Consider the following 16,127-nt stretch of genomic DNA (forward strand, 5'->3'; position numbering starts at 1 on the left):
CCACCATTCGCAGCACCATGAAAGTTCTTTTCTGCAGCACGCATCCGCTTCACACGGCGGATTTCCTCGCTGATTTCCAGGCCGCGCTTCCGGCCGTGGAGTTCATCCACTGGCGGGAGGACATGCCCACGCAGGGCGCGGAACTGGCGGTGATCTTCCAGCCCCCGGACGCCCTGTACGCCCGCGAGCCGGGCCTGCGCGCTGTCTTCAACCTGGGCGCCGGCGTCGATGCGCTGCTGCGCAACCCGGTCTTCCCCAGTTCATTGGCGCTGTACCGCCTGGAAGACGGCGGCATGTCGGCCCAGATCGCCGAATATGTGGTGCATGCCGTCTCCAGGATCGTGCGCCAGCTCGACCGGTATGCCGAGCAGGAGGCGGACCGCCACTGGCATCAACTGACGGCGATCGATCGGCGCGAGTTTCCGGTCGGCGTGCTGGGCATGGGCGTCATCGGCCGAAAGATTGCGACCACGCTTGCGCAGCTGGACTATGCGGTGGCGGGATGGTCGCGCAGCGGGCAGCCGCTGGAGGGGGTCGAGGTGTTCGGCGGTCAGTCGCAGATGGATGCCTTCCTTGCGCGCAGCCGCATCGTGGTGAACATCCTTCCGCTGACATCGGAAACCTCGGGCATCCTCAATGCGCGGACGTTGGGCCGACTGAAGGCACCCGCCCACCTGATCAATGTGGGGCGCGGCGAGCACCTGGTCGAGGAGGACCTGCTGGATGTGATGGCATCCGGCCACGTGGAAAGCGCCGTGCTGGACGTGTTCCGGACGGAGCCGCTGCCCAAGGATCACCCCTTCTGGAGCCATCCGCGCATCAGCGTGACCCCGCACATCGCGGCGCAGACCGGTCGTCGCGAGACCGTGGCTCAGATCGCATCCAAGATCGAAGCCTACCTTGCGGGTCGCGCCGTGTCCGGGCTGGTGTCCCGCGAACTCGGCTACTGAGGTGCTGACGCTTCGTGCGCAGGTGAAGGCCTTGAGGGCATGACCCGCGCCGATGGAGAGCAAGGGATTCCATGCGTCTCCATCCACTATGATCCCGCGCCATCTCCTGGCCGCCGGCCAATCGCAGCGTACGAAGCAGAGGTCTCGCGTGAAAGAAATATCAGAGCAGCTGGTCGCCATGATCGGCCAGCCTTTCGACAGCAGGAAGGTCCGAGATGTGCTGGGCGCCCTGGGCGTCAAGAGGGTTTCCGGCCCCGGTGCCTTGTCCTCGAGCGAGGAGGTCATCTGGATACCCAAGGCGTGCGTGCGCATCGATATTTACCAGGCGCAGAAACTGAACGGACTGACGGGATCGAACTACCCGGATGAAGAGGGATGGTTCATCGGGTCCGTGCAGCTCCTCGCGCCCGGATCGGACGACAGGATCAAGACGCCATTTCCGGGCCCGCTCCCGATGGGCCTCGCCATCGGCTCTACACCCCAGGATTGCATCGATGCGCATGGCCAGCCGGACCTGGACGAGGAGCATGATCGGCCCGGTTTCTCAGGCAGGGTTCTGGCCTGGCGCAAGCAGCACCAGAACATCGCGGTCACGTTCGCCGGCCAGGGGCGCGAGAGCACGATGATCAGCCACACCGTTTGCCTGATCGGTTGCGTCGGTGCCTGGCGCTATACCCATCCCGAGGTCTTCGCTCCCTGAGTCCGAATCGGATGTCTGGGGCCAGCATGCCGACGGCCATACGTCGCTGCATCCGATGTCCCGGCAAGACGCTGCCGCCAAGGCAAGCCCCTCGAACGCTCCATTCCACGAATCGCTCGCGTGGATGCGGTGCCTGGCGACATTCGCTCCTCGATCAGACTTCCGAACGCTCGACCACCACTTCGCTGATCTGCACGACCGGCCGAATGTCCGTGTACTTGGGGATGTCATCGATGATCTCCTGCTGGTGCTCGCCGGAGGCCGCTCGGTAAGCTTCAGCGGAAGTGCAGATGAAATCGCACTTTGCTGCGTACACAGGGTCGCTGCCGGGAGCACGCCCCGAGATGCCCTTGTCCACCGTGTAGTAGAGGCATGCATCGCCGAGCAGCCGCCTCATCATCGGCATATGGCTCTCGCGGTAGTAGGCGTGATCGAACCGTGCGCCGACGGCGTACGGGTACATGACACTGACCTTGATCATCGAGATTTCTCCTGTTGTTGCACGTTGGTGCTTGCGGCCGCGGCTCGGCCAGAAGCAGCCTCAAGCCGGGAATCGTGCGCCCGTCTCTTCCAGGGGCAGGCGCAGTCCGTTCGTGAGATAGCTGACGGTGCGATAGAAGCCGGCCAGCATCAGCAGCTCGATGACGGCTTCTTCGGCGAAGTACTTTCGCAACTCGCTCCAGAGTCCGTCGTCGATGTCGGAGTGCTCGTGCAGGGAGTCGCACAGGCGCAGAAGAACCCGTTCCTCGACCGACCAGCAGGCTTCGTTCGCCGAACCCGTGACGGTCGCCTGAACCTGCTCCGGCGTCAGGCCCGCAAGCTTCGAGAAGACCGTGACGTGGATGCCCCACTCATATTCGGATCTGCACAGCGCCGTTGTTCGGTGGATCACGATCTCGCGCTGCCGGACGCTCAAGTTACCCTTGTCCAGCAGCCCGCCGGCAAAGAACTTCTGAAACAGACGAGGGTCGCGCGCCAACGTCGTGAACAGCCGCAAAGGGGGCTGTCCCTTCATCAGCCTGTCGAGCGGCCGGGAAATGTGCTCGGCAAATGGTGGCGTTGCTGGATCGATGCGTGCGGGCATGCAGGTTCCTGACTCCAAGACGGCGTCATCGTAGGCTTCTTGCTGTATAAAGTAAAGCATGACGACACCTCGCATCGGTCAACCTGTTCGCGGTTCCACCACCGGCCGCCCCCTCATGGTCGCCCTGGACCTGCTGGGGCGGCGCACCGCGCTGCGCGTGCTCTGGGAGCTTCGCGGAGACCCGCTGACCTTCAGGGCGTTGCAGGATGCTTGCGAGACAAACACCCGGTTGCTCAACACGCGGCTCACCGAGCTGAGGGAGGCCGGCCTTGTCGAGCATGCCGAGGGGGGCTATCGGCTGACGGACGAGGGGAGACGGCTTTCGAAGGCTTTGAAGCCGCTGGCGGATTGGGCGGAGAAGTGGGGAGATGGAAAGCGATGAGCAGGTGACTTGGACCATGCCGCTGTCTCGCCACCCGGCAGGGCGGCCAGCCAGTGGCGAAGCCGCATCGTCGGCAACAGCCTCGGAGGGACGCCTGTGCTCAGGGCATCGGACACGGTGAGCGCTTCTCGAGATGCGGAGCGAGCTGTGTGCGAGCCGCTGTGCTGGCGCGCATCGAGACGCCGTCGTACCAGCGATGCAGCGCACGGAAGCCGATCCAACGCTTCACCGATCCTCAAGCTGTTCTTGTCCCGGCTGAGCGAGCTGGCTCCGAAGGACTCCGGACGCGCAACGCCGTCGAGAACCTCGTAGGCGCGAGAGGCATTGCGGCAGCCTCTTGCTGGCATACAGTGTGGTGGCCATACGGCCGGCTGCAAGCAAGGTCGAAGGATGCGGATGGCGAAGAAACTGCTTCATCCAGCTGGCTCGGATGTCGAATCTCCCATCATCGAATGCGAAATGCTCGACGGACTGAAGCCCAGGCGGCGCCGGAACATCGTCGAGAACGCGCCAGGACTGTCGTAGCCGAGTTCGAGCGCGACGGCTGTGACCGGTTGCCCCTCGGCCAATCTGGAAAGCGCCGATATCAGGCAGGCATGCTGGCGCCACTCTCCAAAGGGCATGCCCGTCTCGGCGCGGAAGAACCGCGTGAAGGTGCGCTCGCTCCGGTGCAGCTGCACCGCCCACTCGCCGGCAGTCGCGCGGATGCTGGGTGCGTAGAGAAACTCCACGCACAACCGATGGAGCATGCCGTCCTTGGGCAAGGGCGCGAAGATCGGTAGCGTGGCCGCGCGCGCGATCTCCGCGAGTGCGAGGCGCATGACCAGGCCGTCCCTGTCATGCTCTCCATAGAGGGCCTGCGCCTGCGTCGCCTCCAGCAGCAACTGCCGCAAGAGGGGCGAGACGAGCAGCACTTCGCAGCGAGAACCCTCGCGTGGCGCCGCACTCGGTTCGATGTAGAGGCTTCGAGTGCTGACCCCAACCATGCGCACGCGGTGCGGCTTGTTCGCGGGGATCCAGACTCCGCAGTGCGGGGGGACGACCCATGCGCCGTCATCCGTGCCGACTTCCATGAGGCCTGTCGCGCCATAGAGGAATTGCGCTCGCCGATGGTGATGCATCTCCAGCAGCGTCCCATGCGCGTAGTCGGTGCCGATCGCAAGCACATCGCGCTCGATCGCATCGACGCTGTCCAACGGTACGTTTCTCATCGACGGTCATTATTGGCTGAAACGCAAACATCGTTGTCCAAGCTTCGAAAGCCAGACAGAACGTGGTTCCGTAGCCTCACTGATCTTGAAGGACGGATTGCGATGGAACTCTATTTCTGGCTTGCCGCCTGCGGCACGCTCGCCGGTGTGACCACGGTGCTCTTCGGTTTCGGCGGCGGCTTCGTGGTGGTTCCGCTGCTCTATCAGGCGCTGACGCACCTGCGCGGGCCCGAAGCGCAGACGGCGTCCCATGCAATGCAGATCGCGGTCGCGACCTCGACGTGCGTGATGATCTTCGGGTCGGCGATGGCAACGGCGAAGCACCAGCGCGCAGGATCGCTGGACTGGACGGCCATCAAGCCGCTGCTCGTCTCCATCGCCATCGGCAGCGCGCTCGGCGCAGCGACCGCGGCGGCAGTGCAGGGCAGCTGGCTGCGCTGGGCTTTCGTCGTCTACGTGGGGTTGACCATCGTGGACTGCTGGCTTCGGCCCGGCTTTCTTTCACAACCGGCGCAGGCGGCCCGACCAGCGCGGGCACGGACGGCATGGGTGGGCGTCGCCATCGGCTGGGTCGCGGCCTTGCTCGGCGTAGGGGGTAGCGTCATGACGGTTCCCTTGCTCCGCCGCAGAGGGGCAAGCATGACCGGCGCGACGGCCATGGCCAGCCCGCTGTCGCTTCCCGTTGCCTTGGCGGGGACTGCGACCTACGTGGTCCTTTCCTGGGGCGGGATGACGAACCTGGGCCGCGGGTATGTCGGCTATGTGGATCTGCGCGCCTTCCTCGCCCTGGTCTCCGGCTCGTACGTCGGGATTCGTTTGGCGACCCCGTATATCGGGCGGATTCCCGATCAGGTGCACGCCAGGGTGTATGTCGGGCTGTTGATCGCCGTCGAGGTGTCCATGTTGCTTGGCTAGATGCGCACGCGGGCGGACCGGGTCACGGCGACCGGTGCGCATGATCGGGCTCAAGGCGGATGTCGAGGCCAGCCTGCTTCCGAAAATTCCTTCGCCTGCACGCGCAGCCAGTCGCAAAAAGACTTGACCTGCGGTCGCACGGCAGACGTCCGCGGCGTCAGCAGGTGATAGGCATAGGGGCCGGGCACCGGCTCGCCGGGCGCGATGGCAAGCCGCCCAGTGCGCACTGCGTCGGCCGCCAGAACGTCGGAAGCCACCGCCACGCCTTCGCCCCCGATCGCGGCGTCGATCGTGAGATAGGTGTGCGAGAAGCGCAGCCCCTGCCTGATGCGGCGCTCGGACAAGGGGCGTGCGTCCTGCGCGGTCCACCAGCGGGACCAGTCCACCTGAAGTGGAATCCGCGGCTCGTACTCGTCATGAAGCAAGGTGGCTTGCAGGATGTCTCCGATCTTCTTCCAGCCGCGACACACATCCGGTTGTGCAACGGCGCAGAAGGATTCGCGCAGCATGAGCTCGCTGTGCAACTCGGGGTAGGAGCCGCTGCCGAGGCGTATCGCGACGTCCACGCGGTCCCGTGCAAAGTCCACCGGCGGGACCGAAGCGAGCAGCCTGACTTCGACCTCCGGATGCTTCTGCCGGAAGTCTCCCAGCCGTGGCATGAGCCAGCGGGTCACGAATGACGGCATGGCCGTCACGGTGACCTCCTTCGCATCGCCGGCGCCGCGCACCGCAAGGGAGACGCGCTCCAGTTCCTCGAGCATGCGCGAGATCTCCCGCTGGTAGCGCCGGCCCGTCTCGGTGATCTGCACCGACCTTGGACCTCGGACGAACAACGCCGTCCCCAGCCAATCCTCAAGAAGCCGCACCTGATGGCCCACCGCGCCGGCGGTGACGAAGAGCTCTTCACCGGCACGCACGAAGCTGGCGTGGCGTGCGGCCGCCTCGAATGCACGCAACGTCGAAAGGGGAGGAAGTTCGTACGGCATGCCTCAATCCTACTGAGCCTTAGCCGCTAAATGTTTGATTTGTACGCTTGGAGCGCAATCCTTAGTCTCTGGATTCCTCAACCCACCAGGCTCAGGCATGCTGAGCCAAACCCACAGGAATCTCATCATGGATCTGCGCATCCACGGACAGGCGAACGAGACGCTGGCCCCATCCTTCCGCAAGGTGCTGGTGCCCTGGGCCGTGCAGGGCGGCCTGAATCCGCCGGTGGTCACGCACGCCAAGGGCTGCCATTTCTACGACGCGACCGGCAAACGCTATCTCGACCTCACGAGCGGGTATGTGGCCGTTTCCCTCGGTCATGGCCATCCGAAGGTGATCAGGGCGATTCAGGACCAGGCCGAACGCATGTGCTGGGTGGCTTCGAGCTACTTCAACGACGTGCGGGCGGAGTACGCGGAACTCCTCGACACGGTTTCGCCGTGGGCCGAGGGGATGCGCGTGCACTTCGCGTGCGGCGGCGCCGAGGCGAACGACGACGCGGTGAGGATCGCCAGGCTCGTCACCCGGCGCTCGAAGATCCTGACCGCCTACCGCTCCTACCACGGAGGAACCATCGCCGCGGCCTCCATGACCGGCATCGATCGCTGGCGAGATCCGTTTCCGGCGATGCCGGGCATGGTCAAGTTCTTTACGCCCTACCCGTATCGCAGCCCCTTCTTCACCACAGACCCTGCCGAAGAGACGCGGCGCGCGCTGGACCATCTCATGCGGGTGCTCTCCCACGAAGGTGCGCAGAACGTTGCCGCTGTCCTCATGGAGCCGATGACGGGCTCCAGCGGCGTGGTGGTCTATCCACCCAGCTATCTCGAAGGGGTCAGGGCCTTGTGCGACAGGCACGCGATCCTGCTCATCTTCGACGAGGTCATGACGGGCTTCGGACGCACGGGCGCGCCGTTCTGCTCACAGCGCGTCGGCGTGCAGCCGGATCTCATCTCCTTTGCGAAGGGGGCCAGTTCCTCGTACACCCCGCTCGGTGGCGTGATGGTTCGTGAAAGCGTGGCGCGCCACTTCGATTCGGAGCTGTTCGATGTCGGCCACACCCACGCGGGCCATGTTCTCTCGGTGGCGGGCGGGCTTGCCGCGCTGAAGGTCTACATCGAGGAAGGCCTGTTCGAGCGCGCCCGTGAGATCGAGGGGTGGCTGCTCGATGGCCTCGGCGAACTGGCCCGGCGGCACGCGTGCATCGGCGACATCCGCGGCATGGGGGCGCAGTTCGGCATCGAACTGGTCCAGGACCGTGAAAGCCGCGAACCCCTGGTGGAATGGCATCACCCCGGCGGTTCGCTGCCGATGAAGGCCTTCTACACAGAACTGCTCGCCCGGGGCGTGCATGCCTATGGCCGCTACAACGTGGTGATCATCGCGCCGCCGCTGGTGATCTCCAAAGCCGAACTCGACGAGGGCCTTGCCGGGCTTGACGCCGCACTCACCGCGTTGGAGGGCGCGCAATGAACTACCAAGACCTTGTCGTCATCGCGCTCAAGCGAAAGCGGCCCTCGACCGCCCCGAACAACGGCGGCGGCGGGGCCAGGCAGAAGCAAAGAATCAGCGCAACGCTTCAACGAGATCAAGAACCATCCGGTCTCCACCGAACTTCTCGACCCCATGCGTCAGCAGCGCATCCACGGCCTGCGCGATGCCATGGCTCGACGAAGACTGCTGCGCCATGTCGTTGTAGTAGCCCAGGTCCTTCTTCGCATTCGCCATCGAGAACTTCAGCGAATCGGTGCTGCCGGTCAGCAGCTTGGGCTTGACGCGTTCCAGCGCCACGCCGTTGCCGCCGCCCTTGGCCAGCACGTCGACGAACACGTCGGGCTTCACGCCGGCGCGTTCGGCACAGGCAGCGGCCTCGCACAGCAGCGCCACGGTGCCCAGCGACACGAAGTTGTGCAGCAGCTTCATCGCGTGGCCGGCGCCGATGCCGCCCACATGGGTGATGTTCTCGGCGAAGCATCGCAGCAGCGGCAGGCACGAGGCCAGCACCTGCTCGTCGCCACCCACCAGCAGGTTCAGGCGGCCTTCGGCGGCTTCCTTGGCGGTGCGGGTCATGGGGGCGTCGATAAACTTGCCGCCCTTGGCGCTCACCGCCTCGGCCACCTTCGCGGTGGAGGCGGGTACCGCCGTCGAGCAGTCGATGACCACGGTGCCGGGGCGCAGCGTGGTGAGCGCGCCGCTGTCGCCCAGCATCACGGCCTCGACCTGAGGCGTGCCCGTGACGCACAGGATCAGCACGTCGACCTGCGCGGCCAGCGAGGCCACGTCCTTCACCGAGGTGGCGCCGGCCTTCAGCAGGCCGTCGATGGGCTGGTTGCCCGCGTGCTCCAGCACGGTGAGCTGGTGGCCGTGCTTGACGATGTTGCTGGCGATGCCGTGGCCCATCAGGCCCACGCCGACGAGGCCGACCTTGCGCGGCGCTTGCTGCTGTTCAGTGGTTGTCATGTGTTGTCTTCATCCGTGCTTGATGGCGATGGTCTTGAGGGTCGTGAAGCCGAGCAGGGCCTCGAAGCCCTTCTCGCGGCCGAAGCCGCTGGATTTCACGCCGCCGAATGGCAGTTCTACACCACCCGCCGCACCGTAATTGTTGACGAAGACCTGGCCGCAATGCAGCTTGTGCGCCATGCGCAGCTGGCGCGCGCCGTCGCGGGTCCACACGCCGGCCACCAGGCCGAAGTCCGTGCCGTTGGCCAGGCGAACCGCCTCGGCCTCGTCGGCGAAGGGCGTCAGGGCCAGCACCGGACCGAAGATCTCGCGCTGCGCGATGTCGCTGTCGTGCGGCACGTCGCGGAACAGCACGGCCTCCTGGTAGTAGCCGGTGGACGACGCGTTGGGCGACACCGTGCCGCGCGCCGCCACCTTCAGGCCGGCGGCCTCGGCGGTCGCGACCATGTCGCGCACCTGGCGGAACTGCTTTTCGTTGATGAGCGGACCCATGTCCAGGTCTTCGGCCGGCGTGCCCGCGCGCACGGCGGTGAAGCGCCTGGCGAGGCGCTGCACCACTTCTTCATAGACCGACTGTTCCACCAGCACGCGGCTGCCTGCCGAGCAGGTCTGGCCGGCGTTCTGGATGATGGCGTTGAGCAGCACCGGCTCGGCCGCGTCGAGGTCGGCATCCGCGAACACGATCTGCGGCGACTTGCCGCCCAGCTCCAGCGTCACCGGGCAGTGGCGCTCGGCCGCGGCCAGGCCCACGCTGCGGCCGGTCATGGTCGAGCCGGTGAACGAGATGTGGTCGATGCCCGGGTGTGCGCACAGCGCGGCGCCGGCTTCCTTGCCGTAGCCGGTCACCACGTTGAGCGCGCCGGCCGGAAAGCCCACTTCGGTCGCGATCTCGGCCAGGCGCAGCAGCGACAGGCTCGCGTCTTCCGCCGGCTTCACCACGCAGGCGTTGCCCGCGGCGAGCGAGGCGCCCACGCTGCGGCCCGCGATCTGCATCGGGTAGTTCCAGGGAATGATGTGGCCCGTCACGCCGTGCGGCACGCGCACCGTCAGCACGGTGTAGCCGCGCTCGTAGGGCAGGGTGTCGCCGTGCAGCTTGTCGCAGGCGCCGGCGTAGTACTCCATGTAGCGGGCCAACGCGGTGGCGTCGTTGCGCGCCACGCGCAGCGCCTTGCCGGTGTCGCGCGCCTCGAGCTGGGCCAGCTCCTCGTGGTGCTCCAGCACCGCGGCGCCGAGCTTGGCGAGCAGGCGGCCACGCTGCAGCGCGGTCAGGCCGCCCCAGGGGCCGTCGAAGTTCTCGCCCATGGCCTGGCGTGCGGCGCGCACGGCGGTGTCCACGTCGGCGGCGGTGCCGCGCGCGATCTCGTCGAACTTGCTGCCGTCGCTCGGGTCGATCACGTCGATGGTGGCGTTGCCTTCGGACTGCACGTGGCGTCCGTCGATGTAGTGGGCTGCTGCGTTCATGATGTCTTGTCTCCTGGGGGCCGGTCAGCGGGGCGTGCTGGGTTCCGGCCAGGGTTTCTGCGGTTCGCGGATCTGCTCGAAGGCGCGGCTGAACTGCAGCACGCCCAGGTCGTCGAAGCGACGCCCAGCGATCTGCAGCCCGATAGGCATGCCCTCGGCCGAATAGCCGCAGTTGATCGAGGCAGCGGGCTGCTCCGACATGTTGTAGGGCACCGTGAAGCCGATGTGCTCCAGCGGCAGCATCGGGTCGTTGGTCGGCGATGCGTGGTCGGCCGGTGCGGGCATGTTGGGCGACACCGGCGAGATCACGAAGTCGTAGGCCTTGGTCGCCGCGATCGTCGCCGCGCGCGCGGCGATGAACTGGCTGTAGGCGTCGAAGATGTGCGCGCCCGAGAAGCCGGCCGCGCTCTCGGCCCATTCGCGGATGTACGGCAGGATCTTCGCGCGCTTCTCCGGCGCCATTGCCTGGATGTCGATGCACGAGCGCATGCGCCAGAAGTGGTCCATGCCCTGCAGCATCTTCGGCGTCATGAAGGCCGGGATCTCTTCGATCACCGCGCCGGCCGCCTCGATGAGCTTCGCTGCGCGGCGCACGGCTTCGGCGATCCGCGGGTCGAGCGGCAGGCCGCAGCCCGCGTCCATGTGCAGCGCGACGCGCTTGCCCTTGATGAACGAAGCATCGACCTCGAAGGCCGTCCAGTCGATGACGGGCGGCGGCAGTTCCGAATAGTCGCGGTCGTCGGGCTGCGCGACCGAGGCCATCATCAGCGCCGAATCGGCCACGGTGCGGGTCATCGGACCGGCGCAGCGGCCCATGTAGGGCGAACTCAGAGGAATGCGGCCGAAGCTGGGCTTGAGCGTGTAGATGCCGCACCAGCTCGCAGGCAGGCGCAGCGAGCCGCCGATGTCGGTGCCGACGTGCAGCGGGCCGTAGCCGGCAGCGGCCGCGGCGCCGGCGCCTGCGCTCGAGCCGCCGGGGGTGCGCGACAGATCCCACGGATTGCGCGAGAGCTCGTGGAAGCTCGACAGCCCCGAGGACAGCATGCCCAGGTCGGGCATGGTGGTCTTGGCGACCAGCACCGTGCCGTCTTCCTTCAGGCGCGCGGCCGGCGGCGAGTCGTAGGTCATCGGCACGAGGTCGTAGGCGGCGGTGCCCAGCGGCATCGGGTCGCCCTCGGTCGCGAGGTTGTCCTTGATGGTCACGGGCACGCCGTCGAGCGTGCCCAGCGGCTTGCCGGCCAGCCAGCGCGCTTCGGACGCGCGGGCCTGCTCCAGCGCCAGCTCGGGGCGGAACAGCCAGGTCGCGTGCAGCTCGGGCTCGTAGGCCGCGATGCGCTCGTTCACCGAGCGCGCCACTTCCACCGGCGAGAGTTCCCTGGCCGCGTAGGCGGCGTGCAGTTCCTGCACACCCAGGGCATACAGGGGCTTCGATGTCGACGTGCTCATCGCATCAACCCCACGAGATCGCTGCCAGGTCGTTCACCACGATCGGCATGCTCGGCCAGAGGCCCTTCACTTCCTTGCGCGCGATGGTCGGGAACACCGCCTGGTAGAGGAAGCCGTTGACGGCGTCGGTCGCCAGCATGCGCTGCGCGTCGGCCAGCAGGTCGGCGCGGCGCTTCTTGTTATCCTCGTTCTGGATGGCCACGAACAGGTCGCGGAACTTCTTCGAGTCGTAGCCCCAGTAGTAGTCGGGCTCGGTGTACTTCACCAGGTCGAAGGGCTCCACGTGGGCGACCATGGTCAGGTCGAAGTCGTGCGCGCCGCCGAAGGTGCCGCTGAGCCACTGGGCCCATTCCACGTTCTGGATCTTCACGTTGATGCCGATCTGCGCGAGCTGCGCGGCGATCACCTCGCCGCCCTGGCGGGCGTAGGAGGGCGGCGGCAGCTGCAGGCGCAGCTCCAGCGGCGTCTTCACGCCGGCCTCGGCCAGCAGCTTCTTCGCCTTCTCCACGTCGAAGGGGTTCATCGCGGTGGTGTCGATGAAGCCCGGCGCGCCCAGCGCATAGTGGCTGCCGATGGGCTTGCCGAAGCCGTCTGCCGCGCCCTGGATGATCGCGTTGCGGTCGATGGCTGCCAGGATCGCGCGGCGCACGCGCACGTCGTCCAGCGGCTTCTTGCGGTTGTTGATGGTCAGGATCACCTTGCCGCGCGTGCCCACTTCCAGCACCTGGAAGCGCGCGTTCCCCTTGAACTGGCTCACCGAGCGCGTGCCCGCGCGCGGGAAGATGTCGATGTCGTTCGACAGCAGCGCGGCGGTCTGAGCGGCCGTGTCCGACATGAAGCGGAAGACGAACTTCTCGGTCTTCGCGAGGTTCGGGTCGCGATAGGTCGGCGACTTCACCAGCGTGCACGAGGCGCCGCGCTGCCATGCGCTCAGCTTGTAGGGGCCGGTGCCCACGGGTGCGGTGGCGTTGGTCTCGGCGGTCTTGGGCTCCACGATGCAGGCGGTCGACTGGCCGAGCATGAAGGGCAGGTCGGGGTTGGACAGCGTGCTGTTGACGCCCACCGTGTACTCGTCGAGCACGACCGTACCGATCTCGCTGAAGAAGCGCTTGTCCTTGTTCGTGCTCTTGGCGCCGCCCGCGCGGTCGAACGAGAACTTCACCGTGTTCGCGTTGAAGGGCTGCCCGTTCTCGAAGCGCACGCCCTTGCGCAGCTTGAAGACGAAGGTCTTCATGTCGGGCGAGGACGACCAGCTCTCCGCCAGCATCGGCGTGACCGAGCCGTCCGCGTTCACCTTGGTAAGCGTTTCGAAGATGTTGTACTGCGTGATCTCCGCGATGGCCGATGCGGCGCCGCTGGTCGGGTCCAGGCCCGGCGGTTCGAGCGGCATGCCGATCGTGAGCGTGTTCTTGCCGGCCTGCGCACGGGCCTGCGGCAGGAAGACACCCGGGATCGCCGCGGCCATGGCGGAAGTCATGAGTGTGCGTCGCTTCAACATTCGATAGTTCCTGGAGGTGAGTGTGGAAAGGGAAGAAGGAAAAGCCCGCCCCGGCTAGCGGGAGGGCGTGTGCAGCACGGCGGAAAGCAGGGTGCGCGTGTACTCGTGCTGCGCGTGCTCGAACAGGTCGGCCGGCCGGCCGCGTTCGACGATGCGTCCCTTGAAGACGACGCAGATCTCGTCGCAGAGGTGGTTGACCACCGCGAGGTCGTGGCTGATGAGCAGGTAGCTGATGCCGAACTGCTGCTGCAGGTCCTGCATGAGGTTGAGCACCTGGGCCTGCACCGACACGTCGAGCGCGCTCACGGGCTCGTCGGCCACGATGAGCTTGGGGCGCGTGATGAGTGCGCGCGCGATGGCGATGCGCTGGCGCTGCCCGCCCGAGAACTCGTGCGGGTACTTGTCCATGTCGGTGGTGCGAAGGCCCACGGCGGCCAGCGTCTCGGCGGCGCGCTCGCGCTGCTCGGCCCGCGTGGTGGCCGCGAGCGCCTCGAGCGGCTCGGCGACGATGCGTGCGACCGTCTGGCGTGGATCGAGCGAGCCGTACGGGTCCTGGAACACCATCTGGAAGTCGCGGCGCGCCACGCGCAGTTCTTCCTTGGAGAGCGCGTGCAGGTTGCGGCCTTCGAGCGAGACGGTGCCGGAGGTCGGCGTGTCGAGCGCCATCACGAGCCGCGCGATGGTCGACTTGCCCGAGCCCGATTCGCCGACGATGCCCATGCTCTGGCCGGCCTGCACCTCGAAGCTCACGCCGTTGAGCGCCTTCACGGTGGGCGGCGGACCGAAGAGCTTCTCGCGCGGCAGCGCGTAGTGGCGATAGAGGTTGTTCACGGCCAGCAGGGGCTGGCGGGTGTTGGCGGACTGGCTCATGAGGCGGTGGCGGTCCTTGCGGTGGATGCGGCGATTTCTCCGAGCCGCAGGCAGCGCACCACGTGCTCGCCGGGCAGCAGCGTCTCGCGCGGACGCGTGCTCTGGCACAGGTCGATGGTGTGGGCGCAGCGGCCGGCGAATGCACAGCCGCGCGGCATGTCGACCAGCTCGGGCACGCTGCCGCGGATGGTCGGCAGCCGGCCCGCGCGCACCGCGCCGATGGCAGGGCGCGCGGCGAACAGGCCGCGCGTGTAGGGATGCGCGCGGCCGGCGAAGACCGTGTCGGTCGGACCGCTCTCCACTGCGCTGCCGCCATACATCACCAGCATGCGCTTCACGCTGTTGGCGATCACGCCCAGGTCGTGCGAGATCAGGATCAGCGCCATGCCCATTTCCTTGACCAGGCCCTGGATCAGGTCGAGCACCTGCTTTTGGATGGTCACGTCGAGCGCGGTGGTCGGCTCGTCAGCGATCAGCAGGTCGGGCCCGCATGCGAGCGCCATCGCGATGCCGATGCGCTGGCGCTGGCCGCCGGAGAACTGGTGCGGGTACGCATCGAGGCGCGAGGCGGCATCGGGAATGCCCACGCGTTCCAGCAGGTTCAGCGCCTCCTTGCGGGCCTGCTCCTTGGTGAGCCCGCGATGCAGCCGCAGCGGCTCGCCGACCTGGCGCGCAATGGTGTGCACCGGGTTCAGTGCCGTCATCGGCTCCTGGAAGATCATGCCGATGCGGTTGCCGCGGATCTCGCACATCTTCTTCTCGGGCAGGCCGACGAGTTCCTGCCCGTCGAGCTTGATGCTGCCCGAAACCTTGGCCGTGGAGGGCAGCAGGCCCATGAGCGACATCACCGTGATCGACTTGCCGCAGCCCGATTCGCCGACGATGCCCAGCGTCTCGCCGCGCTCCAGCGAGAACGAAATGCCGCGCACGGCCTGCGCCGGCCCACGCTGTGTCTGCAGGCCGATCTGGAGGTTGTTGACTTCGAGGAGAGGCATGGTCAGGACAGCGGGGTCGGGATCGGACAGCCGAGTGCAGAAGGAAGACAAAAACTACGCAAAGGTCGCGAAAGGAGAACACGGAAAACCTCCTGGGTTTTCTTTCGTGCTCTTCGCGAAACCTTCGCGCCCTCTGCGTCGTTGCGCCGGCATTCGAAATGCTCGTTCATCGGCAATCCTCAACGAGCACGCGCCAGGCGCGGATCGAGCAGGTCACGCAGGCCGTCGCCCAGCAGGTTCAGCCCCAGCACCGCGAATGCGATCGCCAGGCCCGGGAAGACGGCCAGCAGCGGCTGCTGGAACATGAGGGTCTGCGCTTCGCTGAGCATGCGACCCCACGAAGGCTGCGGCGGCTGTGTGCCCAGGCCCAGGTAGGAAAGAGCGGCCTCGGCCAGGATCGCGATGGCGAAGCGGATGGTGATCTGCACGATCAGCACGGCCGAGATGTTCGGCAGCACATGCTGCATCGTGATGGAGAACGACCCCTTGCCGCAGGCACGCGCGGCCGCAACATATTCTCGCGACCACACCGCGTTGGCCGATGCGCGCGTGATGCGTGCGAAGGTCGGAATGTTGTAGATGCCGATCGCGATGATCGCGTTGACGATGCCCGCGCCGAACACGGCCGTCATCATGATGGCCGACAGGATCGCGGGGAAGGCCAGCGAGAAATCGGCCAGCCGCATGATGGCTTCCTCGACCCAGCCGCGCTTCGCAGCGGCGAGCAGGCCGAGGGCCGTACCCACCACGAGCCCGATGCCGACGGCGATCACGCCCACGAGGATCGACGCGCGTGCACCCACGAGCAGCAGCGAAGCGACGTCGCGGCCGAACGCGTCTGTGCCGAGCCAGTGCGAACCGGACGGCGCCTGGAGCTTGTTCGCCATGTCCATGCCGTAGGGCGAATAGGGCGTCCATACATAGGACAGCAGCGCGGCCAGCACCAGCAAGGCGGCGAGCACGCCGCCGATGACGAAGCTGCGATGACGCAGCGCGCGGTGCCAGAAGCCGGGGGCCTTCAGGGCGGTGCCGGCGGGAGCTGCGGGCAGCGCGCCGGAGGTCGGGGTGATGGCGCTCATATGTCGCTGGCCTTGATGCGCGGGTCGATGACGGCGTAGAGCACGTCGACCACGAAGTTCACGATGACCACCATGGCCGCCAGCAGCAT

General features: G+C 66.7%; 16 protein-coding genes. 5 read left to right on the top strand and 11 right to left on the bottom strand.

The window, feature by feature from the left end; translation table 11 throughout:
• The first annotated feature begins 17 nt into the window (after positions 1 to 17).
• Positions 18 to 950 carry a 2-hydroxyacid dehydrogenase gene (locus FHY06_RS25235; RefSeq protein ID WP_184606722.1) on the top strand — a complete coding sequence of 311 codons (933 nt, stop codon included), beginning with the start codon at positions 18 to 20 and terminating at the stop codon, positions 948 to 950.
• Positions 951 to 1,098: 148 nt separating this feature from the next.
• A complete protein-coding gene (locus FHY06_RS25240) occupies positions 1,099 to 1,650 on the top strand; it encodes a hypothetical protein (protein WP_311733729.1) in 552 nt (183 codons plus the stop codon).
• A 154-nt stretch (positions 1,651 to 1,804) separates the two neighbouring features.
• Here the strand turns inward: FHY06_RS25240 and FHY06_RS25245 are convergent, their stop codons facing one another.
• Both FHY06_RS25245 and FHY06_RS25250 read right to left on the bottom strand, forming a co-directional pair.
• Positions 1,805 to 2,131: an EthD family reductase gene (locus FHY06_RS25245; protein ID WP_184606680.1), complete on the bottom strand. Its 327-nt coding sequence runs from the start codon at positions 2,129 to 2,131 to the stop codon at positions 1,805 to 1,807.
• A 60-nt stretch (positions 2,132 to 2,191) separates the two neighbouring features.
• The gene (locus FHY06_RS25250) at positions 2,192 to 2,734 is read right to left on the bottom strand and encodes a carboxymuconolactone decarboxylase family protein (protein WP_184606681.1); all 543 of its coding nucleotides are present in this window, start codon (positions 2,732 to 2,734) and stop codon (positions 2,192 to 2,194) included.
• Positions 2,735 to 2,792: 58 nt separating this feature from the next.
• Here FHY06_RS25250 and FHY06_RS25255 point away from each other — a divergent pair, with 58 nt between their 5' ends.
• The gene (locus tag FHY06_RS25255; RefSeq protein ID WP_126186131.1) at positions 2,793 to 3,116 is read left to right on the top strand and encodes a winged helix-turn-helix transcriptional regulator; all 324 of its coding nucleotides are present in this window, start codon (positions 2,793 to 2,795) and stop codon (positions 3,114 to 3,116) included.
• Positions 3,117 to 3,529: 413 nt separating this feature from the next.
• On the opposite strand, the gene FHY06_RS25260 is transcribed toward FHY06_RS25255, so the two are convergent.
• Positions 3,530 to 4,327, bottom strand: a complete 798-nt coding sequence (locus FHY06_RS25260; RefSeq protein WP_184606682.1) for an AraC family transcriptional regulator — start codon at positions 4,325 to 4,327, stop codon at positions 3,530 to 3,532.
• Between the two features lie 102 nt (positions 4,328 to 4,429).
• Here FHY06_RS25260 and FHY06_RS25265 point away from each other — a divergent pair, with 102 nt between their 5' ends.
• The gene (locus FHY06_RS25265) at positions 4,430 to 5,242 is read left to right on the top strand and encodes a sulfite exporter TauE/SafE family protein (RefSeq protein WP_184606683.1); all 813 of its coding nucleotides are present in this window, start codon (positions 4,430 to 4,432) and stop codon (positions 5,240 to 5,242) included.
• A gap of 50 nt (positions 5,243 to 5,292) precedes the next feature.
• Here FHY06_RS25265 and gcvA read toward each other — a convergent pair whose 3' ends face one another.
• Entirely contained in the window at positions 5,293 to 6,228 is a 936-nt protein-coding gene (gene gcvA, locus FHY06_RS25270) for a transcriptional regulator GcvA (protein WP_184606684.1), read from the bottom strand.
• 127 nt (positions 6,229 to 6,355) lie between these two features.
• Here gcvA and FHY06_RS25275 point away from each other — a divergent pair, with 127 nt between their 5' ends.
• Positions 6,356 to 7,702, top strand: coding sequence for an aminotransferase class III-fold pyridoxal phosphate-dependent enzyme (locus FHY06_RS25275; RefSeq protein ID WP_184606685.1), 1,347 nt, complete (start codon positions 6,356 to 6,358; stop codon positions 7,700 to 7,702).
• A 93-nt stretch (positions 7,703 to 7,795) separates the two neighbouring features.
• Here FHY06_RS25275 and FHY06_RS25280 read toward each other — a convergent pair whose 3' ends face one another.
• The 7 genes from FHY06_RS25280 to FHY06_RS25310 all read right to left on the bottom strand — a co-directional run bounded on the left by FHY06_RS25280 (position 7,796) and on the right by FHY06_RS25310 (position 16,038).
• Positions 7,796 to 8,689 (bottom strand): NAD(P)-dependent oxidoreductase, encoded by an 894-nt coding sequence (locus FHY06_RS25280; RefSeq protein WP_019658551.1) that lies wholly within the window; start codon positions 8,687 to 8,689, stop codon positions 7,796 to 7,798.
• 9 nt (positions 8,690 to 8,698) lie between these two features.
• The gene (locus tag FHY06_RS25285; protein ID WP_184606686.1) at positions 8,699 to 10,150 is read right to left on the bottom strand and encodes an aldehyde dehydrogenase family protein; all 1,452 of its coding nucleotides are present in this window, start codon (positions 10,148 to 10,150) and stop codon (positions 8,699 to 8,701) included.
• Between the two features lie 24 nt (positions 10,151 to 10,174).
• The gene (locus FHY06_RS25290; protein WP_184606687.1) at positions 10,175 to 11,596 is read right to left on the bottom strand and encodes an amidase; all 1,422 of its coding nucleotides are present in this window, start codon (positions 11,594 to 11,596) and stop codon (positions 10,175 to 10,177) included.
• A 4-nt stretch (positions 11,597 to 11,600) separates the two neighbouring features.
• Positions 11,601 to 13,094 (bottom strand): ABC transporter substrate-binding protein, encoded by a 1,494-nt coding sequence (locus FHY06_RS25295; protein ID WP_184606688.1) that lies wholly within the window; start codon positions 13,092 to 13,094, stop codon positions 11,601 to 11,603.
• A gap of 54 nt (positions 13,095 to 13,148) precedes the next feature.
• Positions 13,149 to 13,964, bottom strand: a complete 816-nt coding sequence (locus FHY06_RS25300) for an ATP-binding cassette domain-containing protein (protein ID WP_184606689.1) — start codon at positions 13,962 to 13,964, stop codon at positions 13,149 to 13,151.
• Positions 13,961 to 14,959 carry an ABC transporter ATP-binding protein gene (locus FHY06_RS25305; RefSeq protein ID WP_126186415.1) on the bottom strand — a complete coding sequence of 333 codons (999 nt, stop codon included), beginning with the start codon at positions 14,957 to 14,959 and terminating at the stop codon, positions 13,961 to 13,963. Before FHY06_RS25305 ends, FHY06_RS25300 begins: the two co-directional genes overlap by 4 nt.
• A gap of 179 nt (positions 14,960 to 15,138) precedes the next feature.
• Entirely contained in the window at positions 15,139 to 16,038 is a 900-nt protein-coding gene (locus FHY06_RS25310) for an ABC transporter permease (RefSeq protein ID WP_145762121.1), read from the bottom strand.
• Positions 16,039 to 16,127 lie beyond the last annotated feature (89 nt).

Source organism: Variovorax atrisoli, assembly GCF_014195185.1.
GTDB lineage: Bacteria > Pseudomonadota > Gammaproteobacteria > Burkholderiales > Burkholderiaceae_C > Variovorax > Variovorax atrisoli.

Excerpts from the sequence above, each read along its gene's own strand:
- FHY06_RS25305 (WP_126186415.1), bottom strand. The coding sequence starts at position 14,959 with ATGCCTCTCCTCGAAGTCAACAACCTCCAGATCGGCCTGCAGACACAG.
- FHY06_RS25290 (WP_184606687.1), bottom strand. The coding sequence starts at position 11,596 with ATGAGCACGTCGACATCGAAGCCCCTGTATGCCCTGGGTGTGCAGGAA.
- FHY06_RS25310 (WP_145762121.1), bottom strand. The coding sequence starts at position 16,038 with ATGAGCGCCATCACCCCGACCTCCGGCGCGCTGCCCGCAGCTCCCGCC.
- FHY06_RS25300 (WP_184606689.1), bottom strand. The coding sequence starts at position 13,964 with ATGAGCCAGTCCGCCAACACCCGCCAGCCCCTGCTGGCCGTGAACAAC.
- FHY06_RS25255 (WP_126186131.1), top strand. The coding sequence starts at position 2,793 with ATGACGACACCTCGCATCGGTCAACCTGTTCGCGGTTCCACCACCGGC.
- FHY06_RS25265 (WP_184606683.1), top strand. The coding sequence starts at position 4,430 with ATGGAACTCTATTTCTGGCTTGCCGCCTGCGGCACGCTCGCCGGTGTG.
- FHY06_RS25285 (WP_184606686.1), bottom strand. The coding sequence starts at position 10,150 with ATGAACGCAGCAGCCCACTACATCGACGGACGCCACGTGCAGTCCGAA.
- FHY06_RS25280 (WP_019658551.1), bottom strand. The coding sequence starts at position 8,689 with ATGACAACCACTGAACAGCAGCAAGCGCCGCGCAAGGTCGGCCTCGTC.
- FHY06_RS25245 (WP_184606680.1), bottom strand. The coding sequence starts at position 2,131 with ATGATCAAGGTCAGTGTCATGTACCCGTACGCCGTCGGCGCACGGTTC.
- gcvA (WP_184606684.1), bottom strand. The coding sequence starts at position 6,228 with ATGCCGTACGAACTTCCTCCCCTTTCGACGTTGCGTGCATTCGAGGCG.
- FHY06_RS25250 (WP_184606681.1), bottom strand. The coding sequence starts at position 2,734 with ATGCCCGCACGCATCGATCCAGCAACGCCACCATTTGCCGAGCACATT.
- FHY06_RS25260 (WP_184606682.1), bottom strand. The coding sequence starts at position 4,327 with ATGAGAAACGTACCGTTGGACAGCGTCGATGCGATCGAGCGCGATGTG.
- FHY06_RS25295 (WP_184606688.1), bottom strand. The coding sequence starts at position 13,094 with ATGTTGAAGCGACGCACACTCATGACTTCCGCCATGGCCGCGGCGATC.
- FHY06_RS25275 (WP_184606685.1), top strand. The coding sequence starts at position 6,356 with ATGGATCTGCGCATCCACGGACAGGCGAACGAGACGCTGGCCCCATCC.
- FHY06_RS25235 (WP_184606722.1), top strand. The coding sequence starts at position 18 with ATGAAAGTTCTTTTCTGCAGCACGCATCCGCTTCACACGGCGGATTTC.